Here is a 25,602-nt window from a genome sequence, read left to right as displayed (position 1 = left end):
ATGCGCCACCTGATCCTGTCCCTGCTCTTCGTGCTGACGCTGACCGTTCCGGCGGCGGCACAGGAAGCGCCGACCGAACAAACGCCCCCGATGGAAGAAGCGGCCCCCGGGCTCCGGATATCGGACCTCAAACCCCTCTACGGCATCGCCTCTTATTATGCCGATAAATTCAACGGACGGCAAACCGCCAACGGCGGCATATACTGGAGCCACAAACTATCGGCAGCCTGTAACCGCGTTCCGCTCGGCACCTGGATCCGGGTGACCAACCTGCGCAACAAGCGCGTGGTGATCGTTCAGGTTACCGACCGCCTGCACCCGAAGAACAAGCGGGTGGTGGACATGAGCCGCATCGCGGCGCAACGCCTCGGTTATATCGGCCTCGGCCTCACGCAGGTGAAGGTGGAAATCCTCGTGCGCCGGGCCACCTGAAGCCGCACCGGGCCTGCATAAATAAATTCTCATTTTCGTTATCGGACTGTTATTTTTGTCTCCGTCTAACCAATCCACACGCTTTATGAAGAAAATACTGGTGACACTGCTCGCCGTTGTATGCGGTACCGCGGTTTTTGCCCAGACTCAAACAGGAGCCCAGACTCAAACAAGGTCGTATAAGCGGCCCGGTTCGATCGGCTTCAGCCTGTTTTTTAACGACTACCTCACGGCAAGCCGCATCCGTACGACCTCGTTCAACCAAACGACCAATACCAAGCAGCTCGCCAAGTTTCGCGAAATGGACCCAGGCCTGGCCATCCACTACTTCAAGGGGCTGACCAACTCCATCGATTTCGCGGGCTCCATCGGTGGCTCGACGCCGCGCATCATCTTTGCCGACGGCACGCGCATCACCGATCCGAAGCTCCAGCTCGAAGCCGACGCGTCTGCACAATTCAAGTTGTTCTCGGAACGCTATTTCTTTACACCCTACGCCACGGTGGGCATCGGCGCCAGTCACTACGACGGCACCTTCGACGCCATCATCCCCGCAGGCGCTGGTGTTAAATTCAACATTTTCAACGAAGCAGGCCTGTTTGCCGACGCCACCTACCGCATCCCGGTAACGAACCGCGCCAACAACTACCACTTCGTCTACCGATTCGGCTTCTCCGCCCGCCTGAGCAAAAAGAAGGAAGAGCCCGTTCCCGTAGTGGTGCCCGAGCCGCCGAAGGACAGCGATGCCGACGGCATCATCGACTCGCTCGACCGCTGCCCCACGGTGCCCGGTATTGCCAAATACAATGGCTGTCCCATTCCTGATACGGATAAAGACGGCATCAACGACGAAGAAGACCAGTGCCCCAACGAGGCCGGCGTGGCCAAATACAAAGGCTGCCCGATCCCCGATACGGATAAGGACGGTGTGAACGACGAGGAAGACAAGTGCCCGCAGGTTCCCGGCCTCGCCCGCCTGCAGGGTTGCCCCATCCCCGACACCGACAACGACGGCATCAACGATGAAGAAGACAAGTGCCCGACCCTGGCCGGTGTGCGCGAAAACAACGGTTGCCCCGCCATCAAGCAGGAAACCATCGTGCGCATGAACAAGAACGCCAGCCGCATCTTCTTCGTAACCGGCAAGGCTACGCTGCAAAAAACCTCCTACGCTGCACTCAACGACGTGGTGAAGCTGATGAACGAGGACAAAGACCTGAAGGTGTATATCGAAGGCCACACCGACAACGTGGGCAAAGACGAATACAACCAGAAGCTCTCCGAAGACCGCGCTGCCTCGGTGCGCACCTACCTCCTGAGCAAGGGTGTAGAAGAGTCGCGCATCCAGTCGCAGGGCTTTGGCGAAACGAAACCCATCGCCGACAACAAGACCGCTGCCGGCCGCGCCAAAAACCGCCGCGTGGTGATGCGTCCGAGCTACGAATAAAGACAACCAAATCTCCCAAAGGGAGGCCTATAAAAAGCCCCCGCCTCAGGCGGGGGCTTTTCTTTTTAAACGATCAGGCCGGAAGCGGAAGTTGGGAGCCGGGAGCTTTCACTTCCCCATGAAGACTTCCGCCATTATGACTTTACCAGGCGGATCCACCAGGGCAGCCGGTCGATGCGCCACTGGGGGTAAAGCTCCTGCCGGGCGCCGAACGAACTGTAGAAAAAGGCGAGGTTGCGGAGGTCGGAACCTTCGAAGTCGAGCAACAGTCCGCTGCCGGCATGGTCGGCAATGAAGGAGTCGATGAGCAAGTGCGAGGCACCGAGCGTGCGGCCGTTGGGGTGATTGCCCACAAGGATATAATAGGCCCGTCGGGCGTCCAGTAGAAATACGGCCGAGGCCAGGAGTTGCCCCTCTGCCGAGCGCACGCCGTAACGCCGCACCTGCCCGCGGGCATCGAGTTCCTGGTGTAAGCGGGTAAAGGCATCCAGGCTCGCCTCGTCGCGCGCATGCGCGCGCGCCAGGGTAATGATCTCCGGCAGGGGCGTACCCGTTTCGCTGCGGCAGCCATATTGGCGCGCCTTCCGGATGTTGCGGCGGATGTTGTCGCGGTAGGCCGCCTGCAATGTTTCGTAGGGTTCGTTCAGGGGCAGCACGTAGTTACTCCGTGCTGTAACCTTTTCGTCGCTGAAGAAATTACCTTCATTGAGCGGCAACTCTACCAGCCGGAAGTGGGCCGGGATAGCTGCTTCGAAAGCCGCCAGCTGCAGCCTTGAAGGAGCAGGGGCAAATAGCCCGAGCTGCGCCGTCAGGAAGGGTGCGTATACATAATGAATGCCCCACTTGCGCCGCCAGGGCAGCGGAAAGAGCCCTTCGTAATCGCCCTGCACGAGGGCGTCCCAGCCCGGGCTCATATGGTCCAGGTACAGGCTCGACGCATAGATCTTGCCGTTGGGGCAAAGCGCCAGCGCCGCATCCCAGCGCGCCTTGTCTATAGTGTCGTGGCGCAGGTACCGGATCTCCATCAAAACAGGCGCTGGTTTTTAATGAGCCCCGAGGTTCGCTGCAGGTCGATGCTGAAGGTCATGGTCTTGAAGAAGCGGTTCTTCGGATACATCGACTGCGCATACTCGCGGTACACTTTGCTGTATACGATCGGGAAGTAAAAGTTCACGAGGCCGCCGGCCACTGGCAGGTGCAGGCCTCCTTCAAAGAGGAAGCGTCCGCCCGTCGCGCCCGACTCCCAGGCGCCCGCCTGCGTGCCGATGTCGAAAAAGAGGTGCAGCGGAACTTTGATGGGCAGCACCCGCAGCGGGTTGACCGCGTCGGGAATGGAGGTATTGAAGTTGAGGGCCGTCAGCCAGTCGTCGCTCTGGCCTACCGGTTGCGACAGCAGGGGCGTCCGCATCTTGAAGCCGCCGTCGCGGATCGCGATCTGCTGCGAGGTGATTCCTTCAAAAGCGCTGCGGCCCACGAAATAGTGACTGTAGGTATAATCTTCTTCACCGCTGGCCCCACTCATGCTGAGGAAGAAGCGCCCGGGAAACAGGCCGTAGGGATAATCGTTGCGGTGCCGGTCGTAGAGCAGCTTGCCGGCGAAGGCGCGTAGTGACAGTCCGCCGCCTTTCGGGTAATTGAAAAAGTAATTGCCTTCGAGGTGCAGGCGCGTGAAGTACGCCGAGGTCTGCACCCAGGCGGCGGCGCTATACGGGTACAAGACGCGGATGTTGTCGATACGAAAGGCGAGCTGGTGCACGCTGTAGCGCAGGTCACGCTTCGTGGTGTTCAGCGCCAGCGTTGTGTCGGTGGCCGTGAACACCGAATCGTACGAAATGCGGAAGGGCTGCTCGCCGATAAAGTACGACTTCCAATGCAGCAGGCGGCGCTGCAGGCTGCGCCCGTCGCGGTTGCGGAACTCAAGCTCGGCGCCCGGCGCCACCTTGAAGAAGCGCGCCGTGAAGCGACGGTCTTTGTCGTCGGTAAATTCGTTGTAGCTGAAGGTGGAGGCGGCCGTGAACAGCTCGATGCGTTTGGGCCCGCGGTCGGGGTACATCGAGTACGAAAGCCGCCCGAGCCCGTTCCATTGCTTCGGCCCCGTGGCGTACAGCGGCAACAGCAGCAGGCGTAGCTTCGGTGGTGGCAGCAGGTAGTTGGTGAAGATCAGGCCGATCATGAAGCGGTCGTACTGGTTGACGCCGAAGGCGGGGGCCAGCAGCCAGGCATTCCGTTGGGGCGCCGCCAGGTAGTTGCTGTACGATTTGGGCCAGAGGGGCGTCAGCAGCGCGGAGCGTGGGCGGAGCCGTTGGATGGGAAGGGCGCTTTGCCGGTACACCTGCGCCTTGTATTCGTTCGCGCTCCCCGGCGTCCAGCGCTGCAGGTGGCGGAAGAAATCATCCGGTTGCACGTGCCGGAAACGATGCTCGCTATACCAGGCCTGCATCAGCTGCCGCATGCTGTCGCGGCCGAGGTCGCGTTCGATCCCTTCGAGCCAGCGGGCGGTCTTGAAATAGGTGACGAGGTTATAGTTGGCATCGGTCATGCTGTCGGCGGGCGTGGCGATGGGCACCGCGCGTTTCTGCCGTTCCAGCGTCAGGTAGAGCAGCTCTTCGACGTCGCCGTCGTTCCGGTAGCGCGCGTGGGCATACTTCCGCTCGAAATAGGTATTGAAGCCTTCATCGAGCCAGGGGGCATCGCGCTCGTTGTTGGCCAGCGCCCCGTAAAACCAGTTGTGACCGATCTCGTGGGCGATGGTGATGTCCAGCTCCTGCGCGCTCCGGATCGGCTCGATGACGGTAATGGTCGGATACTCCATGCCACCGCCGAAGGCTTCGGGCCCCTGCACCACCTTGCATACGTCGTAAGGATAGTCGCCCACTTCGGCCGAGTAAAACCGAAGGGCCGCCTTCGCGTACAACAGGCTGCTGTCCCAGTATTGTTTCTCTGCTTTCGTATAGTAAGTGCTGACGTCGATCACCTTCCCCGAGGGCAGGCGGCAGGTATCGCTTTTGACGATGAACCCGGTGTCGGCGAACCAGGCAAAGTCGTGGATGTTATCCTGCCGGAACCGGTAGGTCTGCAGCGGCTTCGGCTTCGCCGGGGCGCTTTCGTCGATCAGGTCCGACAGGTCCTGCGTCGGCCCCGGCCGGCCCGTGGCAGCAAGGCGGTAGGCCCGGGCAAGCGTGATGCGCACATCGTAGGAGCCGAACTCACCATAAAACTCCCCCTGATCGAGGTAGGGCATCGGGTGCCAGCCGCTGGCGTCGTACACCGCCGGCTTCGGGTACCATTGCGTCACCTGGAAGGAGTTCCCGGCAAAGCCGCCGCGCGAAAAGTTGTAGGGCAATTTCACATGAAACGGCGTGGTAATGTTGGCGGTGCCACCGGGCGGCAGCGGCGCCGGGAGTAGCAGCTTCACCACGTCGATCCAATGCGGGTGGTCTTCGGTGCGGGCAGCGGCGCCGTCAACGCGGAAGTCGAGGCGGTTGATGTAGCCGTGTTCGTCTTTGCCGGCAAAATAGTAGCGCGTGTCGCCGTTGCGCAATTGCTGATCGGTGAATGCGGTACGGTCGTTCTTGAAGGCGTTGGGCCAAAGGTGAAACCAGATGAAGCGCAGCGTGTCGGGCGAAGCGTTGTGGTAGATCAGTCGCTCGAAGCCGTCGAGGCTCTTCGTGGCTGCGTCGAGCGTTACATCGATGCTGTAGTCGGTGCGCTGCTGCCACGAGGCCTGCTGGCCCTTTGCGGTGAGTGCGGCCAGCGAAAGAAGAACGGGAAGGAGTCGTTTCACCTTTCGAAAGTAGCCATAGGCGCCTATTCCGCAAAGCGGCCTTTACGGCGGAGCGCTTCGAACCATTTTTGGAGCCCGGCATTCAGCGATGCCTCCAGGCTCGCCTGCAGGTCTTCGGGGTAGGGGTGCCGGAACTTCCACTCGTTGAAATAGCGCTTCAGCGCCTGGAGCAACGCCTCCTGTCCATAGGTTTTTTCGAGGCGGAACAGCCAGAGCGCCGCCTTGTCGTACACCGCTTCGTTGTAGTCAGACTCGCTGTCGAAATCGGCGGAGGGTGCATCCACGGCTGCGCGGGTGCGCACGCCGGCCGACAGCTGCGCGTAGCCCCAGCGCCGCAGTGCGTCTGGATCCTGGCGCAGGTAGAAGGGCGCACCCATCGTGTTGGCGCCCCCGAAGGTGCCGTATTTGCGTGCCGAGTACAGGTGCTCCAGCCAGGTGTTGAGACCTTCGTCCATCCAGGCGTGATCGCGCTCGTTGCTGCCCACGATCATCGGCAGCCAGTTGTGGCCCGCCTCGTGCGCGATGGTCACGTCGAGGGTGGAATCTTCAGCTCCGGGCACGCTGATCAGCGCAATCATCGGGTATTCCATTCCACCCGACATATCGTTGTACGGACCTTCCACCGCCTGTGCTACCGGCCAGGGATAGGCGCCCAGCCATCCGGAGTACTGCGTCAGCGCATCGCGCAGGAAGGCGGTGGAGCCCTGCCAGCTTTCGTGGGCGCCGGGGTGATGGTACGTAAACAGGTCCACGCTGCTGTCGCCGAGGGGCATACGGTCGTGCTCGATGAGGAAGTCGCGGTCGGCAAACCAGGCAAAGTCGCTCACGTTACGGGCAAGGAAGGACAGGGTTTTTTCCATAGCCGTGTTGCGATAAGCTTTGGGCGTCCCCTTGCCGCTTCGGTTGGCGTCGCCGAGGGCGATGTAGCGTTCGCGTTCCGCTTCCGTTTGCAATACCCCCGTGGCGCCCACCACGTAGGCGCCGGGCAGCGTGATGCTTACGTTGTAGTCGCCGAAGTCGTTGTAATATTCACCGCGGTCGAGGTAGGGCATCGGGTGCCAGCCTTTGCGGTCGTATACCGCCACCTTTGGATACCACTGGCAGATCATGTAGCTCTTGCCGCTGTGCCCCATGCGCGAGTTGTAGGTGGGCAGCTGCACGCGGAAGCCGGTGCGCACCTGGACGCTGTCCCCGCTTGTCAGCGGGGCCGGCAGCACCAGCTTCAGCACGTCGCTCCATTCGGGATGCGGCTCCGTGCGGGCTTCCACGCCGTTCACCCAAAAGCGCAGGCTGTCCATAGAGCCTTTATCGCGGATGGCGCGCAGGCGGCTTTTTCCGCCCTTCTCGCCCGCCAGCTGTTTGGCGAAGGCGGTGCGCGCGTCTTTGTACGCATTGGGCCAGCAGTGGATCCAGAGGTAGCGCAGCGTATCGGGCGAGCCGTTCACATAGGTAAGTTCCAGCGATCCGCGCAGGCGCTGCTCCCGGTCGTCGAGGCGGACGCCGATGCGGTAAGAGGCCCGCTGCTGCCAGTATTGGCCTTCGGCAGGCAGCGTCGCGAGTAACCCGATCAGCAACAGCAGGCGGAGCACTGGAAACAGGTTTGGTTAGAGCTTTCCTTTTTTCTTCAGCAAGTCGAAGTAGGGCGCTGTATCGGTGCCGGCAGCGGCATCGAAGGCGGCCTTCAGGTCTTCGGGATAGGGGTGCCGGAACTTCCATTGCGCATAATAGGAATGAAAGGCGCGGTCCACCGTTTCGCGACCCAACTGCAACTCCATCACGTAAAGCCAGAGCGCGGTTTTGATGTAGGTGCTCAGTGCGTATTCGTCTTTGCTCGGGTAGTCGGCCGACGGAATGTCGATCGGGCCATCCATCGTCATATTGTCGTTGATGGCCTTGTACACCACGGCCTGGAAGTCGGCGGGCGGCATCTTCCGCAGTTCGGCGGGAATGTTGTTGCCGAAGATGCTGTTGTAGCGGTACCGTTCGGCTTCATAGCGAAACTGGAAGTAGGTGTTCAGTCCTTCGTCAAGCCAGGCGTGGGTGCGTTCGTTGGAGCCCAGGATCGCCATGAACCAGTTGTGCCCTACTTCGTGGGTGATGACGGCATCGAGTGCTTCGCCGGTGGCGTCGGGAGAGGTGATGAGCGTGATCATCGGGTATTCCATCCCGCCCGAGCTTTCGTTCTTCGGTCCTTCCACCGCCTGCACCACCGGGTGCGGGTAGGCGCCGAGGTAACCCGAGTAGGCGCGGGCGCCGCTTTTCACATAGTCGGTGCTGTTCACCCAGTTGCTGTTGCCATCAGGATGGTGAAACGTAAACACGTCGATGCTGCGGTTGTCGAGCTGCATCGTATCGTAGCGGATAGTAAAATCTTTCGAGGCAAACCACGCAAAATCGGGAATGCTGTCGCCACGGTAGCTCAGTGTTTTGGTAGCCCCGGGCGGCGGCACATAGGCGACGGTATTGCTGCGGCTTCCGGCGGCGCGGTTGGCGCTGCCGATGGCTTTGTACTGCGCCAGCTCGCCCGCGTTCTGCAGCACGCCCGATGCCCCTACGAAGTACGACGAAGGCACCGTGATCGACACGTTGTAGCTGCCGAAGTCGGAATAAAATTCACCCTGGTCAAGGTAGGGGAAGGCATGCCAGCCCTTGCGGTCGTATACCGCCACTTTCGGGAACCATTGGCAGATCATGTAGTCCTGCTTGCGGTGGCCGCCGCGCGAGATGTACTCGGGCAGGTCTACCACGAAAGGGGTGCGGATTATGGCGCGCGCGCCGGGCGCGATGGGCTGGGCCAGCGTCAGGCGGATCACGTCGGGGTCGCTGTTTTCGTTCTGGTAGGAGGCCGGCTGCCCGTTGACGGTGAACTGCAGTGAGTCGATGGAGCCGCGGTCGCGGAATTTCGCCAGGCGGTCGCTGCCTTCCTTGTCGCGCGCGAGTTGCCGGGCGAAGGCGGTCCTGTCGTTGCGGTAGGCGTTCATCCAGAGGTGGATGTAAATTTCTTTCAGCGCGTCGGGCGAATGATTGATGTACTCGATCTCTTCGTGGCCGCGGAGCATATGCTTCTTGTCATCGAGCGAAACGTCAATGGTATAGTTGGCCTGCTGCTGCCAGTAGGGCGCCTGTTGCGCGGTGGCCTGCAAGCCGCCGGCGAAGGCAACAAGAACACAAAGCTTTTTCATGCAATTGGTTTTATGGAACTAAACTACAAACTACAAACTACAAACAATAAACTACAAACTCCCAGCCGTCTACTTCCCTTTTCCCTTCAGGATGATCCGCACGGTATGGATCATGATCTTGAAGTCGAGGGCCAGCGAGATGTTCTCGATGTACACGAGGTCGAAGCGCGAGCGCTTGATCATTTCGTCGACGTTTTCGGCATAGCCGAATTGCACCATGCCCCAGGAGGTGAGGCCCGGCTTCACTTTGAGCAGGTATTTGTAGTAGGGGAACTGCGCCACGATCTGGTTGATGTAATAGCGGCGCTCGGGGCGCGGGCCCACGAGGCTCATATCGCCCTTCAGGATGGAAAGCAGCTGCGGCAGCTCGTCGAGGCGCCACTTGCGCATGACGCGGCCCCAGCGCGTGATCCGCGGATCGTTGTCGGAGGAGAGCGCCGGCCCGGCGGCTTCGGCGTCGGTGAACATCGAGCGGAACTTATACATCCGGAACGGGCGTCCCTTGTAGCCGATGCGCTCCTGCGAATAGAAGATCGGTCCTTTCGATGAAAACCGCACCCGCAGCGCGATGAAAAGCATGAAGGGCAGGAGCAGCAGCAGGGCGAAAAACGAAAACACAATGTCGATGAGGCGCTTGCTGTTTTGTTGCCATTCGGGCATCAGGCCGGTTTTGATGTCCATCAGCACGGGACCCATCACGTTGCTGGTCTTTACCGACCCGGCAAGGATGTCGAGGGTGGTAGGCGGCATTTTCACCTCCACGTCGCGCTCGGAGAGGCGGTCCACAAGGCTTTCGAGGATGGGCACTTCGGTCTTGCGGTTGCCGAGGATCACGCAGCGGATCGCTTCCGCTTCGAGCACGCTTTCGAGTTGCCCGATATGCCCGAGCGAGCGGAGGCCCTTGCGGCCGTTGTCGGAAGGGAGCAGCGAGAGGTAGCCCACGATGCGGTAGCCTTCGTCGCGCAGCTTCGCGGCCGTATCGATGTGCAGCCGCTGCGCTTCTTCGCCCGTGGCCACAATGAGCGCCGGGAACGACACCTCGCCGCGGCGCAACTGGTGGTGCGCGCGCTGCAGGATCAGCAGGCGCCCGGCGAACAGGAGCAGGAAGTGCAGGCCGAGCAGGCAGCCGAAGGCGGCGTAGTAATAGGTATAGTCGCTCTGTACGTCGTCGAGCAGGAATACGAAAAACAGTACGATGGAGCCGAGCAGCGAGCCGATGAAGGTCTGGGTGAATTCCCCGAAGCGCGATTTCTTATACACCGACCCGTACGAGCCACCCACCGTAAAGAGGGCCAGCCAGCCGAGCGGGATGAGCATGGTGCCCAGCCAGAAGCGCTCCCAGTGACCTTCACTGATGTTCACGGGCTCATTCAGCAGCACTTTGCGCACGAAATAGAACAGCGCCCAGGACAGGGCCGCCATCGTATAATCGCTCAGGACATACACCGTGTTAGGAATCGTTCGGGTCCGCATGCACTCAGGTGGTCGACAGGTTGGCGTGGATCTTTTGCAGGATCTGGTGCGCCACTTCCATGGCGCGGAAGCCGTCGATCTCGTTTACAACGGTGCGGGTATTGTTGCGGATCGCGTCCACGAAGGCTTCGAGCTCGGCGCGGATAGCGTTTCCCGGTCCCACTTCGGGGTTGCGGATGCTGATGTTGCGGGTGCCGCCACCCGGCACTTCGATCGGGAACGAAAGGCCGTCGGCGGCCGCTTCATCGCTGAGGCGGATCACTTCGGTCTTTTTGTCGAGGAAGTCCACGCTGATATAGGCGTCTTTCTGAAAGAGACGCATTTTGCGCATCTTCTTCAACGAGATGCGGCTGGAGGTGAGGTTGGCCACGCAGCCGTTGTTGAACTCGATGCGTACGTTGGCGATGTCGGGGGTATCGGTAAGCACGGCCACTCCCGAGGCGGAGAGCTGCTTCACGTCGCTCTGCACCATGCTCAGCACGATGTCGATGTCGTGGATCATCAGGTCGAGGATGACGCTTACTTCGGTGCCGCGGGGGTTAAATTGCGCCAGGCGGTGGACCTCGATAAACATCGGCGCTAGGCGGCTCCGGTCGAGGGCCACAAACGCCGGGTTGAAGCGTTCCACGTGGCCCACCTGCAGCTTCACGTTCGATTCCTGCACCAGTTTCACCAGTGCGGCGCCTTCCTCCATCGTGTTGGCCATCGGCTTTTCCACGAACACATGCCGGCCCTTGCGGATAGCGGCGGCGCAGGTAGCAAAGTGATAGGGGGTGGGTGATACGACGTCGATGAGGTCGCAGTCGTCGATAAGGGCTTCCTCGCTGGGATAGCGTCGGATGCCATATTGCCGGACGATCTCTTCGGCGGTGGCGTCGTTGGGGTCGAAAAACCCGGCGATGATGGTCCCTTCGATCTCTTTCCAGTTGTTCAGGTGAAACTTACCCAGGTGGCCTGTTCCGAAAATTCCTACACGCAGCATGCTTGGCGGGGGTTAAAGGCCAAAGATAACGGATGCTGCTGATGCTGATGATTTTAAGCGCGCCCCGAAGCGATCGCAACGGATCGATCCGGAAGGACGGCGAAAAACTTTTTTTCAATTTTTTTTGGTGAAATAAACAGGCCCCTTATCTTTGCACTCCATTCAGCGAAACGCTCTCTGAATGAGTGAGTTGGATTGGTAGTTCAGTTGGTTAGAATGCCGCCCTGTCACGGCGGAGGTCGCGGGTTCGAGTCCCGTCCAGTCCGCAAAAAGCCCCGGTGAAAACCGGGGCTTTTTCGTCGTATGCCGCTGCGTTTACATCATGGAAAGTCTTTTGGACGGCACGTTTTGCAAAGGAGAAACGGCGCAACCCAATGACCTTCTCCGGCGCCACAATGCACGCCTCGCCTGAGGCGCGGGGGGGCGAGTCCCGTCCATTGTGCAGAACAAAATCAGCGCCCCTTGCCGCAGCGAGGGGCTTTTGGTGGCCCTTGTCGCGAGCCTGGTTACCGGACCGGATGAGTGTTCATAAAAAAAGGAGCCCTGAGGCTCCTTTCTTTAATGCAAACAGACCGAAATCAACCGGGTATCGAGTACACTGAGGTCACAACTTTGCCGCCGTCTTGTATGACGATGCACGCATTCCCGTTGGCACCGTTGGTGCCCAGCGACAAGGTGATACTCGGCTTGTCATTCAAGCCTGTCGTCACCAGGATATACATCAGCGGCGCATAGACGAAGGTTCCGTAATCGTAAATGATTTCTTTTCCGTTCGCATCCTGATTGCCGGTATCGTGGGTGATATGGACTGGGCTGTTTATAGTAAGTTTTTCCTGGGTGCTGCTGCTCGTCATGGGCACGCCTCCAAAAGCGGTGAGCGGTACCGGGTTGAAGAGCGTGAAGCCGGTAAGCTCGGTGTCACCAATCGACCCCGTTATGGATACCAGGGAAGCCTGGCCGGGCACATATTGCCGCGTGAACGTGAGTTGCAGTGCCGGTATGGTGCCGGAGCCTGCAAAACGGAGCGTGTCGCCCGAAAATTCCATCGTCGTATCCACCATAAATCCGATTGAACTGGAGCCATCCGCCGAGTAGCCGATTGTAGCCGAATAGGCGGGTGCGCTGCCTTCTAAACAAACGTATTGGCCGAGTACGCAGAGGAAGGCATTCGGCGACAGGCCTTTACCTGAAACCGGGTAATACCCGCTGAACTGCATCAGGGCCGGCGAAGCCGGGTTAGGAGTGGTGATCGCAGGTTGAGGCGGATCGGCAATGGTTTGAAGTATTCGCTGTGTCAGCGACGGAGCCGTTATGGTCATATTGTTACAGATAAGCCCATCCACGGCACCGGCACCCATAATCAGGCGGCCCGAGCCGCCAGGCATATCGAAATAGAAAAAATACATGTTCATATTGTATACCCAGGCCTGTATGGGCGCCAGCGGCGCGCCCGAGCCGCCGTCGAACAGCACCTGGTAGCCGTCGCAGATCTGCAGGGCGGCGGGTTTACCGGCGGCTTTTACATCATAATAGGTTCCTTTGAACGCGTCGTAACCGATCGGGTTGTTATAGGTTGTAGCGGTTATCGAACGGAAATGCTCGGTGTCGGGCTCGCCGATCGACAAGCAGAGGGTGGCTACAACGGCAGTCGTGGGATCGGCCTTGCTAACCGTATTATTGCGGGTAAACGTTGCGCATACATTCCCGAAAGGTGTGTCCGATTGCATCAGCGTAGTGCCATCGAAAGTACCGGTAAACGGCACGCGCTGACAGGATTTTCCATCGAGCGAAAAAAGCAGGTCGACCTGCTGAAAGGAGGCTTCGCTGGTACCTTTGAATACAAAATTGGTGTCTACGGCAATGAAGGCCCCCGGCACCTCATCCCAGGTGTAATAGCCGTTAAAGGGAACCAGTTTGAAGGCATCGGGCGAAGTGCTGGTTGCCGCCGTTTGTTCAAGAAGAAATTGCTGGTAGGTTTCGCTGCCTGCGGCGGCCTTCGCGGGGATCAGCACTTTGTCTGCGGTGATTTCTGAAATTTCAGGGAGCGTTGCATTTGCAGGCCCCTGGGGCAGAGGAATCGTTGATTGCATTTTGGTTGCGTTTAGGTAAAAAATAAAATTCTTACAGGTAAGATAGGCTTTTTGCCGGGCAACCGTGCCGGCTGTTTCGCGGACTGGGTTCGAAAAATTGGATTGCCCTGCCTGTCGAATTCCTTTTTCCTTATCAGGATAGATCCCGGAGCGGTTGAATGGGCCGGTCTCGAAAACCGGAATACAGGCAACTGTATCCAGGGTTCGAATCCCTGGCTGTTTTGTCTTTCGTTTTTATAAAAGGATGAAAGGCAAACCCGTCACCGGCTTTCGGTTTAACTTGACCGCTTCAAGCAGAACCATGCTCCGAACCCTGTTTTTATTCGCCCTGGTCAGTTTGCTGGCGTCGTACCCGTCAAACGCACAGGAATCCTCTGCAGCACCGCTGAGTGCCGACACTTCGTATGCCGACAATCCGCGCACACCGCTCGAGGCGACCTTCCTGACGGCCCCTCGTCTAGCGGAACTGGAGGCGGGCCGATTCCTTGTATACGAGCTTCAACTGGTCAATTTCATCCGGCAAACGCTTTTGCTGGACGGGGTGGAAGTCTTCTCTTCTGCGGGGAAAAATGCTCCAATGGACAAGATCAGCGGGGAGCGCTTGCGCAACAGCCTGCGCAACATGGGCGCGCAGGATGATTCCCTGGCCCTGCAACTGGCGTACGGCAGCCGGAGCACGCTGTTCATCTGGCTGCCCGTCCCGGCCGGAACCTTACCCACAACGTTGTACCACCGCCTGCTGATTGGCGGTTCGCGGAAATACGCGCTTACATTGTCGCCGCTTGCTGTTCCGAAGCGGGCAACGCCATTGCTGCTCGACCCGCCGCTACGCGGCACCTGGGTCACGGCACAGGGCTCCGATCCAGGCCTGGCCAGCAAAGAGGGCCATAACAAACTTCTTTATCCTTACGGCGGTTCGGTGCGGGTGCCGCAGCGTTTTGCTTACGACTGGGCGATGCTGGGCGCCGACGGGAAAGCTTACCACGGCGACTCCACCCGCAATGAGAATTATGCCGGGTTCGGAGCGCCGGTATACGCGGTGGCCGATGGCATTGTTGCGGATGCACAGGAGGATGTACCGGAGAATGTGCCGCCCCTGATGACGGTGCCCCGTACCGCCAAAAATGTTACGGGAAACTTTATCGTATTATCCCTGGAAAACGGTATGAGCGTATTCTATGGGCATCTTCACACCCGGAGCCTGACCGTGCGTAAAGGACAAGCGGTACGCAAAGGGCAGATCATCGCCCGCGTGGGCAATACCGGGAATTCATCCGGCGCACACCTGCATTTCCAGGTCAATGCCGGGAACCATTTCTGGGACGAGGGGCAACCGTTTTTATTTCGCGTGTATAAAAAAGTAGGGAAGCTTTCGCCAGCTGACGTCAGCCGCTGGTCCGATGAAGGTGAGGCCTGGAACGCGTTCCGGCCGGTGCAGGTGCAACGGCGCCTGATGCCTGTATACGGCGACGTACTGCAGTTCGGCGACTGACCGGATGCTCCTTTGTCCGCCGGCTTTTTTTGAAACAGCCCTGCTCCGGCCGGGCTTCCCGGTTACCTTCCCCCGAGACCTGCAATCGCGTTGATGGGGTTGATGGTGCTTAGGATCGTTCGGATGCTGTCCCGGTAACACCCCAACAACCGTTCTTTTGCGAACCGGTTTTTCAGGTGTGCCCGGTCGTAAAGAAATTTGTTTTCCTGTAGTCTTTCAATGACCTGCTGTGCGATAGCAACGACAGTGTCGTCTTCTTTTTAAAAACATCCAGGTCAAGCACTTCCGTGCCGACACAAGCTGTGCTTGGGTCGTTGCGGCGCGCGGGGGGAACGGTGCTATAACAGGCGCGTACAGCCACGTTGCGGGAGCGTTACGCACCGCCTGATCTATGTCGGAGCTTTTGTCGGCGCGCCTGCCGCGGTTCAACTTTTGCATGCATCAAGCGCCAGAAAATTCGCAAACCCCAAAACCGTTTCCATGCCGTATTTCTACCTATCAACACCTAACGTGCGGACGAGCTTCCGTCTCCTGTCCGCGATTCTATTATTCGTCCTATGCTCCTTCAACAGCCAGGCGCAGAAGCTGGCCGTCAACTCCGGTCCGTGGAGTGATAACACCACCTGGGGCGGCACGGGCGTGCCGGTGCCGGGTGATGCCGTTAGCATCGCTTCGGGTGTGTCGGTGACCGTTGATGTGAACGCTTCCGTCGCTGCGATCCAGGTCAACAACGGCGCTTCTGCCGCAACGTCCACGCTGTCGCTCGACCCGGGCGTGCAGCTCACCGTAGCGGGTACCGTATCGCTGGGCGCCGGCACCGGTGGCGGCGCACTAAACCTGGGCTCGGGAACGCTCACGGCCGCCGGCTTTGCAGCATCGGGCAGCGGGACCAACTCCTGGACCTCCGGCACGGGCACCGTTATCCTCAACGGCAACAACACGCTGCCCGCGGTATTTGACAATTTTTACAACCTCACCGTCCAGGGCGGCGTACCCGGCGACAGCCGCACCACGCACGCCGGCGCCCCGCTCAGCGTCAGCAACAACCTGACGGTCGCATCGAGCTCCGTGCTGGATATGGCCACCTTTGCGCTGACACTCGGCGCCGCAGGCCTCGTATTGGATGGCACGATTGAAACCCAGAGCACCTCGGCCACCGCACTGCCTGCCGGTCGCACCTGGGGCAACATCCTTGCCGGCACAGGAGCGGTGCTGTACAATGCCGCAAGCGGTGGCCAGACCGTCGCCCAGGGCACTTACAATAACCTGTACATCAGCCACGCTTCGGGGGGCGAAAGCAGCGCGTCAGGTGACATCATCATCGGCGGCGAAGTAGCCACCCTGACCACCGGCACAACCCTTAATATGGGCACCTTCCAGCTGGCCGCCCACCCGTCGGGAGGCATCGGCAGCCAGACCAATGTGGGCACCATCCGCACGCAGCATACCGCCACCCTTCTTCCCGTTCCCTCCGGCCGCAACTGGGGCGGCACGATCCAGTATGATGCTCCCGGTGGTGGACAAAAGATCGTGTTCGGCACCTATAACAACCTCACCGTGCTGGGGAGCGGCAGCGACGAGTCGTCGTCGATCGTGGTTAACGGCCTCCTCGTAACCGGCTCCGGCATCACGATCGATATGAACCAGGAGACGCTCGGCGGCACCTTCGACGCTACCGGTCACGCGGGCAACCTGATCGTGCGCGGCAGCACGCCCTTCGCCGCCGGCAAGACCTTCGGCGGTACCGTCACCTACGCCACCAACATCGCGCAGACCGTGCGCACGGGCAGCTACAACAACCTCAGCATCTCGAACTTCCGCCAGTTTGACCTGACCCTGGAGGCCGGCACCATCAGCGTTGCCGGCAACCTGCTGTTCAACGCAGTCGCTGAATCGGGCGGTACGATCATCAGCACCGGTTCCGTATTCAATTTCAATGGCAGCGCCGCGCAAAACATCACCGTAACGGCGAGGCAAACCGGGCCCACGGTGGACTTCGTCTTCACCGACGTGACTCTGTCGGGCGGCGGTACTAAAACGCTTCTCAGCCCCGTGTCCATTGCGGGACTGCTGACACTTACCGACGGTGTATTGATCAGCACGGCTACTGAGTTGCTGACGCTGCAGGCAAGCGCCAGCACAACGGGCGCCAGCACGGCTTCTTATGTTCAGGGCCCGCTGCACCGCCTTGGTACCAGCGCCTTCGTTTTCCCCGTTGGCGGCGGTGGGGTATATGCGCCGATCGGTATTTCGGCACCGGGTGCCGGTGGCGACTTCACGGCCACCTATAACCGCGGCAACCCGAAAGCCGTACTCGGTTCGGGGATGGTGTTGCCGGTGATGAAGGTGAGCGCCTGTGAATACTGGAACCTGCAAAAAGCAGGCGGCGCCAACACGCCTACGGTGACCCTGTTCTGGAGCCCCGAAAGCGGCTGCAACGGCCCGGGCGCCTACGTTTCCAACACGTCTACGCTGGTGCCGGTGCGTTTCAACGGGGCGGCCTGGGAAAGCATGGGGCAAAGTGCCGTAAGCGGCTCCGGTGGCCTCAACGGCTCCGGCTCCGTCACCTCCGACCCGGCGACCGCCTTCGACAACATCACACTGGGCTCTACCAGCAACGATAACCTGCTGCCCGTTCGCTTCATCTCGGTATCGGCGCAGCAGCGCAGTGGTTCGGTGGATGTACGCTGGACAACGGCTGCCGAATTCAATGTCGCCCGCTACGAGGTGCAGCGCAGCGCCGATGGCCGCAGCTTTACCGCTATTGGTATCGTACCGGTCGCACAGGGCACAGGTGGCAGCGCGCAGTACAGCTTTACCGACCGCGCCCTGCTTGCCGGCCACGACTACTACCGCGTGCGTGCCATCGATGCGGACGGCCGCGTCACGCTGAGCCCCGTGCTTCGTGTGCGTGCCACGGCCGTTACCGGCAGCCTCGAGCTCTACCCGGTGCCGGTGCGCAACCGCTCGCTCGTACTTCGTTCCGACAACCTCTCCGCCGGCACCTACGAGCTGCGCGTGATCGATGCTACCGGCCGCGTGCTGCTGCAGGAGTCCGTACGACACAGCGGCGGTGCGCTGAGCCGCGCGCTGACCCTGCCGGCAGGCATCGCCCCGGGCCACTACCGCGCCCTGCTGAGCGGTAATGACGAAGGCGCATCGCTTCCGTTCATCGTTCAATAAAAGTTACTGAAAATCATAAGCAGACCCGGGAGCACTCCCGGGTCTTTTTTTACCAGATCTGCCAGTTGAGAAGTTTGTTCTCGGCTCTTGAGGTGGGCACCTGCAAGCCCTTTGTCAGCTCTTTCACCCGCTTGTTGACATACTGCTTCAGGTCGTTGACGGAGCCGGTAGGACTGCGTTTCAGGAATTCAAGGAGGGCGTAGGTAAATACACCGTTTTGAACCGACCCGCCTTCGTGGGCTAGTTGGGTGCCGGCCGCGGCAGAGATCACGGTGGCGCCGGTGCGCCGGCCTACGTCCACGAAAAGCTCCTGCATCAGCTCGAAAGAATTTTTCATACCCATGCGGCTCGGTCCCGCTTTGGGCAGCACCACGCCCTTCATGCCTTTTGCGGGAAGTCCTTTTGCCGTTGAATCGTATCGGCGGACGTCTTCTTTGTCCACCTCGCCGCTATGGCAGGCGTCGATCAGCAGTAGCTTGCGGCGGGCGGGGATCGAATCAAGCAGGGCTTCGAGCGCTTCGTAGGGCAAGCCGTTCTTTTCGGGCGCATCGAATTGGACGCGGTACGTAGACAGGAAATAATTGAGGTCTTTGTCAAGCAGGCCGTGGCCGGAATAGGAGAGGATCACTTTGTCGTCGACGGAGCTTTCGAGCAGCCGTTTTTTCAGCGCCTGCACTGCTTCAATAGTCACCTGCCTGTTGAACAGGGTATCGATCCGGATGCGGCCGCGGTAGCGGCGGGAAAGAGCGGTGGCAAGGTCGCGCAGGTCCTTCACCGAGTAGCGCAGGTTGAAGCGGTTGTCGGCGAAGCTGTCGATACCGATGCCGATGAAATGGAGGCGGCCGGAGTCGGTCGCCGCGCTGCAATGAACGGTCAACGGGGAGCGGTAGCTTTCGGTACCTGCGGCATTGAGTACCGAAGTTTCCAGCACGTTGGTGCCGGCAGAAAGGGTAATGGCCAGGGTGGTGTCGAGCGTGCGCCGCCCCTGTGGAAGGGCGAGGCCGCGGGTGCCGAACAGCGGGCATTCGTTCACCCACAGGTTGAGCCGTTCCAGCGGTTTTTCCTTATCCTGCGCGCGGATGCGCAGCAACAGCTGCCGGTTGCGTTGCACCGGCGCAATGCTGTCGCGGTCGGCAAAGTCGGCCTCGGGCACCGAGAGCTGACCCTTTGTTACGGCAGTGTCGAGCCCAAGACGACGCACGCGCTTCATCCAGGCTTTGTGGTAGGCGTCAACGAGGGCCGGGTCGGCGGCTCCTACAGCGCGGAGCACCAGGTCGGGACGGTTTCGCTGCACGTCGAGCTGCTCGAAAGTGATGATCCGCATGTCGGCAGTGGCATAGTGTACCTGCTGCGCCGCCGCCCGCGATGATTGGTAAAAGCCATCGGGTGTGAAAAACAGGTGCTCTGCAGAGTCGATATACACAAGCCGGAACCGTTCGCGGCCCTGTGCCGTATCCCAGAAGCGGATGCTGTTGTCGATGCCTGCCGTCACCAATTGTCCGCTGTCGCCCATGGTGGCGTAATTGAACCAACCGAGGTCGGATACGACCGGCTTCGACAGCGCGCCGGAGGAAAGGTGCACCACGCGCACGCTGTCGTCTTTGGTGAGCAGCACCGCCGAATCTCCCGACAGCAACTCGAGCGACACGTAGCCCGGAGGGCCCGCAAAGGCGGCGATCTTCCGCTCCAAAACACCGCTGGTGATGTTCCAAACCTGGACGCCCTGTTCGTAGGCCACCAGCACACGCTGCGCATCGAGCTGCGCCACGTCGTAATACGTGTTGCCCCGCGCACGTACCGAATCCTGCAGGCGGAGGGTCCGATCGCATCTGACGAGGAACAGGATGTTCGAAAGCCCGGAGCTGAGTACAAAATCAGAGTGGCCGCGAAGAAAGGTGAGCCCCCAGATCTGGCCTGCCTTGCTTTCGTAGGAGTATTTTTTCTTCTGCCCGTCCCAGATCCGAAAGCGCGCTTTCGAATTGTCAACGCCACCGTGCGTTACGGGCACGACCGTATAGGCGATCCGTGCGCCATCGGCCGAGATGGTCAGCCCGGGGATTCCGCGGATGGTGGCGTTCCACTCGCGCACGAGCGTATCGCGGCGGCGGCGCTCCGGGTCATAGCGCACGATGAACGAATGGTACCCGCTGTCGGTATGCTGCCGCAACACGAGGTACAACAGGCGGCGATCGGCCGAAAGCCGGCTGCAGATAATCCGCGAACCGAGATCCTCCACTTCCAGCCGCCCGGTTTTGAGGTCCATAAAGCGAAGCAGGCCATCTTCCGAAGCAGTCAGCAGTTGGTTTCCGGACAGCCGGATGCTGTTGACGATGGATGTGTGGCTGCTGATCTGCTCCTGCAGGTGGGCGCCTGTGGGCCGGGCGAACAATACCGCGCTGGAATTGCCGTAGGCGATGCGTCCCTGCCGGTCCAGCGCCAGCTGGAACAGGGGAGCGGTGTTGGCGCGGTCGCGCAGCACAAACGAGTCGATGGGCGTGCGCCGTCCGATCCGCCATTTGCGGATCTCGATGGCGGGCCGGAGCCGAGACGTCGAGGCATCGCGGCTCATGGAATAAAACACGTCGTCGTTTTCCCCCGCGCTGACGCCCAGCGCCGGCATCGGGTGACCGGCAAAGCGGAAGGAGTCGAGGGCACCCATTCGGTGCAGGCGCACGTTGTCGACGGGGGCCTCTACCGCAGCCAGCAGCAGGCCGCTTTTCGTGAACAGGAAATCGTTGATCCGGCCATGGCGGTAGGAAAAGCTTTCGCGCTCCACGTAGGCGGCGGAATCGCCCAGGCGCCACACCGACAAGAGGCTGTCGGCCTGTGCGCAGGCGATCTTCGTGCCATCCGGGAAAAAACGCAGGCGCAGGCCGCGGCCGCTGAGTCCGGCAAAGAGTTGGCGCCTGCCACGCGCCAGCTCGTACACCACGAGGCTATTGCTGCTGCAGCCCGCCACCAGCCGGCCATCGGGCGAAAAATCAACGTCGGTGATGACGCGGTCGAAGAGCGTATCGAGGCGCCGCACGCACACCCCTTGCTGCACGCTCCAGAGCCGCAGGTCCATATCGACGCCGCCCGAAAGCAGCAGGCTGTCGTCGGGCGAGAAGCGGATGGCGTTCACCGGTTGGCGATGCCCTTGCAGCACCTTCAGCTCGCGGCGCGTACGCAGGTCCCAGATTTTTATCGTGTTGTCGTACGATGCCGTGGCCGCCCACTTACCGTTGTGCGAGAGGGCAAACTGCGTGATCCAGGCGGTATGCGCGGTCGGGAGTTTCAATACCGGCTCCTGTGCCTGCAGGATCGATCCGGCAGCCAGTAGAAATACGAGGAAGCAGTAGCGGGCATTCATGAAGCCCTAAGTTAGGTAATCGGGCCCTGAGGGGCTGAATGCGGCTACGCTCAGGGGAAATTCCACGCGGAGGGCGCAGCCCCTGTTGGGTGCGGACTGCACGCTGACGCGGCCGCCGTGCAGCTGTGCACGGGTGCTGATATTTTTGAGGCCCACGCCCTGTGCCTGTTGCTGCGGGTCGAAGCCGATGCCGTCGTCGGTGACGAGGAGCACCAGCTCATTGCGGTAATTGCGCAGGCTAACCGTTACCTGCCGCGCGCCGGCGTGCTTGATGATGTTGCTCCACTGCTCCTGCACGATGCGATACACCGTCAGTTTTAATTTGGAAGGCACGCATTCTTCCTCGAAGCGCGATACGTCGAGGTCTACTTCAAAGCCGGCCTGGGCGGGGCCCTGCAGCAGGTGGCGCATGGCCTCCTCCAGCGTTTCGCCGCTCAGCGTGGGCGGTATCAGCGAGTGACTGAGCTTGCGCACTTCCTGCATCGCCTGCAGGATGATCCCGCCGGTCTGCTCCAGGAAGCGACCGCTGTCGGCCGGTTCGGCGGTGGCCACCAGCCCGAGGTACAGCTTCGCGCTGGTGAGGATCTGGTTGACGTTGTCGTGGAGCTCGGCGCCGATGATCCGGCGCTCGTTTTCCTGGGCGGCGATCACCGCTTCGGTGATTTCGCGGTGACGGCGTAGTTGCTCCGCCTCCAGCTGGCGCTCGGCGTGCTTGCGCTGCTCCACAACGGCCAGGTACTCCGTAATATCGTTGGCAACGACGAGCACGGCCTGCACTTTGTTGCGGTACAGCACGGGCTCTACCGACACCAGCGTGTTGACTACACGCTGCCCGGCCTGGAAGAAGACCATATTGTTGCGCAGCGCCCGGCCTTCAAATGCGGGCTGCAGCACCTGTATATCGAATTCTTCCGCAGCCTCGGGCGAGCCGAAGCAGTGCGTCGTCAGCAGGGGCCGGTTGGCGGAAGCCCCGAAAAGGTCGCTGCTGTATTGGTTCAGTACCTGCACACTCCGGTCGGGGAGCACGGCCAGGACAATATTCTGAAACTGGCGGAGCACCATGCCCAGGCTGACCGACTCGCTGATATCGAACAGCCTGTAGCGCACCAGCGCCACAATCGTAAACAGGGAAAACATCGTGACCAGCGTCGGCGCCAGGGGCAACTCGTTGATGCCGAAAACAAGCGGGAAGAGCACCTGGCTGATAAAGCCAACGATCGTCGGCACGAGGATGCCCAGTGCCACCAGGATAGCCTGGGTGCGCCGGCGCGCGTTGTGGCGAACCTGGTAGGCAAACGTGAGCAGCATGCCCGTGATCAGGAACATGGTTCCGGTCATCACCCACATCAGCAGGGCATCGATGAAGCTTGTATCGGGTGCGATCACCCAGCCAAACAGCTTGTCGGCCACCAGTCGCTTGTATTGGTCCGACACATACATCCCATGCAATAGCAGGAAAGGCAGGTAGATGAGCACGAGGAATAACCGCTTTTCAACAAAGGGCTTCTTCGTATAGCTGCAGGCGAAGTGCAGGGCAACCGGGTTGAGGAGGATCCAGCTGAAACAGAAGACTTTGTCCCAGTGATAGGCGGCCGCCGCGTTGCTGATGTACATGTACCCGCCTTCCTCAACCTGCCAGATGCTCAAGGCCACGACGCAGACGGCGAAGAGGTCGATGGTGCGGCTACGCGGCAGGAAAAATACAATATAGGTGGCAATGCCGAGGTTGATCAGCGCTGGTAGAAAGAAGAGCAGCGAAAGAGGAAGAAAGGCAGGCAAAGCAGCTGGGTACGTTTAAAAGGCGACAGGACTTCCGGTAAAGGTAGCCAATTAGCGGGTACTCAGCAGGCGCAGTCGACGGGAACCGCCGGGTAACCGGCAGGCTGGCTGATGTACTGGCTGAAGCCACGGCTCCGGGTAGGGTGCAGGCCGGTGCCCGGAAAAGGGAAAAGTCTGGGGCTGAAGCCCTCAGTACCGTTTTATTCAGGTTCGGCCTAACTGGACGTGACCAGCTGGCAGTAGGCCAGCATTTCCTGCGCCATCTTTTCGATGCCTTTGATGTCGGAAGGCTTTACGAAGTAGGCGCGGGCGCCGAGGTCCATGCAGATCTGGCGGTACAGCGGGGAGTTGGACGTGCTCCAGACCACTTTCGGCACGGGAGCGTAGCGCTCCTCGGCGGCCAGCTGTTTTAAGATTTCCCCGCCATTGACCTCGGGGAGGTTGTAATCCAATATAATAAGGCAGGGGAGCTGCTGGGGCGGGAGAGCAAGCAGCTGTGTCATCGCCTTTTTGCCGTTCGCCGCTGTTTGTACCTGCATCGCCGGCACATACTGGGCCAGCGCCTCGATCAGCAGCTCCTGGTCGTCCACATCATCTTCAGCTAAAAATACAAAAGGGTTAGCGTGGGGGGCTGGTTCCGGCATAAGGTTTTCGACTTGCCGATAAAGGTATTAGCAGGCGTCTGTTTGAACCAAATAAACTTTTTGATACGGACTTCCCCCTAAACTGTTCCTCAGGAATTTGCTCAGGTTGGAGCGAAAAGAAGGGTTTGGCATTTATTTAGCCAAAGAAAGGAATTACTGCTCAGTTTTTTCGGGCGTTTTGCTGTAAGTTTGGGGTCACCTTAATCACCCTTTTTACCATGAATACGGAAATGCCCACTGGTAACGGCTCAGCACACGAGCCGCTCGAACCCATTGAGTTAACTGCACCCGTTGAGCCTACAGACGTTGTTCCGGCCAATGGCAACGGCAAAAAAGTTGCCCGGAAAACAAAGGCCAAGACCCCGGCTTCGCCCATTCCTATTGAAACGGAAGACCAGCTGGACGCGCGCCTGCTGCTCAAGATCCTGTCCGAAGTCCGCAACGGTAATTTCGGTGTACGGATGCCTGTAGACCAGGTGGGGATCTCCGGTAAGATCTGCGATACGCTCAATGAAATTATCGGTCTCAACGAACAGCTGATGAGCGAGCTTACCAAGGCCGGCAAGACCATCGGCAAGCAGGGTAAGCTTACCCACCGCGTGGAACTGCCCTACGCCCGCGGCTCCTGGAGCTCCGGGGTGGAAGCCATCAACGGCCTTATTTCCGACCTCGTTCACCCCACCATTGAGATCGCCCACGTGATCTCCTCGGTAGCAAAAGGCAACCTGTCGCAGGAAATGACCCTGCAGATCGGCGACCACGTGCTGCAAGGGGAATTTGCCCGCATCGCACGCGAGGTGAACGACATGGTGAAACAGCTGAACCTCTTTGCGGCCGAAGTAACGCGCGTGGCGCGCGAAGTAGGCTCCGAGGGTAAGCTGGGTGGCCAGGCCCGCGTGAAAGGCGTGGCCGGTGTGTGGAAAGACCTGACCGACTCCGTAAACCTGATGGCCGGTAACCTGACCGCCCAGGTGCGTAATATCGCCGAAGTAACCACCGCCGTGGCGAAAGGCGACCTCTCCAAAAAAATTACCGTAGACGTACAGGGCGAGATCCTGGAGCTGAAGAACACCATTAATACGATGGTGGACCAGCTCAACTCGTTCTCATCGGAAGTAACGCGCGTGGCGCGTGAGGTAGGTACCGAAGGTAAACTCGGCGGCCAGGCGGAAGTGCCGGGCGTAGCCGGAACCTGGAAGGACCTGACCGACTCCGTAAACCAGATGGCCTCCAAACTGACGGGCCAGGTACGTAACATCGCCGAAGTAACAACGGCCGTGGCCCGTGGCGACCTGTCGCGCAAGATCACGGTAGACGTAAAAGGGGAGATCCTCGAGCTGAAGAACACCATTAATACGATGGTGGACCAGCTGAACTCCTTCTCCTCCGAGGTAAGCCGGGTGGCCCGTGAAGTGGGCTCGGAAGGTAAGCTCGGTGGACAGGCAACTGTAAAAGGCGTCGGTGGTGTGTGGAAAGACCTTACCGACAACGTAAACCTGCTGGCCGGTAACCTCACCGTTCAGCTCCGTGACGTATCCAAAGTAGCAACCGCCATCGCCAACGGTGACCTTACCCAGAAGATCACGGTGGACGTAAAAGGTGAGATCCTCCAGATCAAAGACGTAATTAACCGGATGGTGGACCAGCTCAACTCCTTCGCTTCCGAGGTGACCCGTGTGGCCCTTGAAGTAGGTACGGAAGGAAAGCTCGGTGGCCAGGCCAAAGTGCAGGGCGTTGGTGGTACCTGGAAGGACCTGACCGA

The 25,602-nt window shown here is 60.0% G+C and carries 15 protein-coding genes and 2 tRNA genes; 7 read left to right on the top strand and 10 right to left on the bottom strand.

What is annotated here, in order from left to right:
* Together E0486_RS01730 and E0486_RS01725 are read left to right on the top strand one after the other, a co-directional pair.
* Entirely contained in the window at nt 1-432 is a 432-nt protein-coding gene (locus E0486_RS01730; protein WP_165917151.1) for a septal ring lytic transglycosylase RlpA family protein, read from the top strand.
* An 85-nt stretch (nt 433-517) separates the two neighbouring features.
* Entirely contained in the window at nt 518-1,879 is a 1,362-nt protein-coding gene (locus E0486_RS01725) for an OmpA family protein (RefSeq protein WP_131850415.1), read from the top strand.
* Nucleotides 1,880-2,013: 134 nt separating this feature from the next.
* On the opposite strand, the gene E0486_RS01720 is transcribed toward E0486_RS01725, so the two are convergent.
* The 6 genes from E0486_RS01720 to E0486_RS01695 all read right to left on the bottom strand — a co-directional run bounded on the left by E0486_RS01720 (nt 2,014) and on the right by E0486_RS01695 (nt 11,300).
* Nucleotides 2,014-2,904: a GNAT family N-acetyltransferase gene (locus E0486_RS01720; protein WP_165917150.1), complete on the bottom strand. Its 891-nt coding sequence runs from the start codon at nt 2,902-2,904 to the stop codon at nt 2,014-2,016.
* Entirely contained in the window at nt 2,904-5,663 is a 2,760-nt protein-coding gene (locus tag E0486_RS01715) for a M1 family metallopeptidase (protein WP_131850413.1), read from the bottom strand. Before E0486_RS01715 ends, E0486_RS01720 begins: the two co-directional genes overlap by 1 nt.
* Nucleotides 5,664-5,686: 23 nt before the next feature.
* The gene (locus tag E0486_RS01710; protein WP_131850412.1) at nt 5,687-7,252 is read right to left on the bottom strand and encodes a M1 family metallopeptidase; all 1,566 of its coding nucleotides are present in this window, start codon (nt 7,250-7,252) and stop codon (nt 5,687-5,689) included.
* Between the two features lie 15 nt (nt 7,253-7,267).
* On the bottom strand, nt 7,268-8,845 hold the full coding sequence (locus tag E0486_RS01705) for a M1 family metallopeptidase (protein WP_131850411.1): 1,578 nt from the start codon (nt 8,843-8,845) through the stop codon (nt 7,268-7,270).
* A 69-nt stretch (nt 8,846-8,914) separates the two neighbouring features.
* On the bottom strand, nt 8,915-10,318 hold the full coding sequence (locus E0486_RS01700; RefSeq protein WP_131850410.1) for a sugar transferase: 1,404 nt from the start codon (nt 10,316-10,318) through the stop codon (nt 8,915-8,917).
* 4 nt (nt 10,319-10,322) lie between these two features.
* Entirely contained in the window at nt 10,323-11,300 is a 978-nt protein-coding gene (locus tag E0486_RS01695) for a Gfo/Idh/MocA family protein (protein WP_131850409.1), read from the bottom strand.
* 192 nt (nt 11,301-11,492) lie between these two features.
* Between E0486_RS01695 and E0486_RS01690 the strand changes: the two genes are divergently transcribed.
* A tRNA-Asp gene (locus E0486_RS01690) sits at nt 11,493-11,566 on the top strand.
* 312 nt (nt 11,567-11,878) lie between these two features.
* Here E0486_RS01690 and E0486_RS01685 read toward each other — a convergent pair.
* A complete protein-coding gene (locus tag E0486_RS01685; RefSeq protein ID WP_131850408.1) occupies nt 11,879-13,312 on the bottom strand; it encodes a hypothetical protein in 1,434 nt (477 codons plus the stop codon).
* Nucleotides 13,313-13,525: 213 nt separating this feature from the next.
* Between E0486_RS01685 and E0486_RS18700 the strand changes: the two genes are divergently transcribed.
* The 3 genes from E0486_RS18700 (at nt 13,526) to E0486_RS01675 (ending at nt 18,065) form a co-directional block, all read left to right on the top strand.
* Nucleotides 13,526-13,614: transfer RNA gene (locus E0486_RS18700), tRNA-Ser, on the top strand.
* Between the two features lie 20 nt (nt 13,615-13,634).
* Nucleotides 13,635-14,882 (top strand): M23 family metallopeptidase, encoded by a 1,248-nt coding sequence (locus E0486_RS01680; RefSeq protein WP_131850407.1) that lies wholly within the window; start codon nt 13,635-13,637, stop codon nt 14,880-14,882.
* 480 nt (nt 14,883-15,362) lie between these two features.
* The gene (locus E0486_RS01675; RefSeq protein ID WP_131850406.1) at nt 15,363-18,065 is read left to right on the top strand and encodes a hypothetical protein; all 2,703 of its coding nucleotides are present in this window, start codon (nt 15,363-15,365) and stop codon (nt 18,063-18,065) included.
* A gap of 49 nt (nt 18,066-18,114) precedes the next feature.
* On the opposite strand, the gene E0486_RS01670 is transcribed toward E0486_RS01675, so the two are convergent.
* From E0486_RS01670 to E0486_RS01660, 3 genes are all read right to left on the bottom strand, one after another.
* Nucleotides 18,115-21,417: a caspase family protein gene (locus E0486_RS01670; protein WP_131850405.1), complete on the bottom strand. Its 3,303-nt coding sequence runs from the start codon at nt 21,415-21,417 to the stop codon at nt 18,115-18,117.
* A 6-nt stretch (nt 21,418-21,423) separates the two neighbouring features.
* Nucleotides 21,424-23,196, bottom strand: a complete 1,773-nt coding sequence (locus E0486_RS01665) for a sensor histidine kinase (RefSeq protein WP_131850404.1) — start codon at nt 23,194-23,196, stop codon at nt 21,424-21,426.
* A gap of 215 nt (nt 23,197-23,411) precedes the next feature.
* Nucleotides 23,412-23,840 (bottom strand): response regulator, encoded by a 429-nt coding sequence (locus E0486_RS01660; RefSeq protein ID WP_131850403.1) that lies wholly within the window; start codon nt 23,838-23,840, stop codon nt 23,412-23,414.
* Between the two features lie 218 nt (nt 23,841-24,058).
* Here E0486_RS01660 and E0486_RS01655 point away from each other — a divergent pair.
* A partial coding sequence (locus tag E0486_RS01655) for a HAMP domain-containing protein (protein WP_243697352.1) occupies nt 24,059-25,602 on the top strand: 1,544 nt, incomplete at its 3' end.

It is taken from the genome of Flaviaesturariibacter aridisoli, from assembly GCF_004343705.1.
Classification (GTDB): domain Bacteria; phylum Bacteroidota; class Bacteroidia; order Chitinophagales; family Chitinophagaceae; genus Flavisolibacter; species Flavisolibacter aridisoli.
Note: the sequence above shows the minus strand (reverse complement) of the source record. Positions and strands in the feature narration are given on the sequence as shown.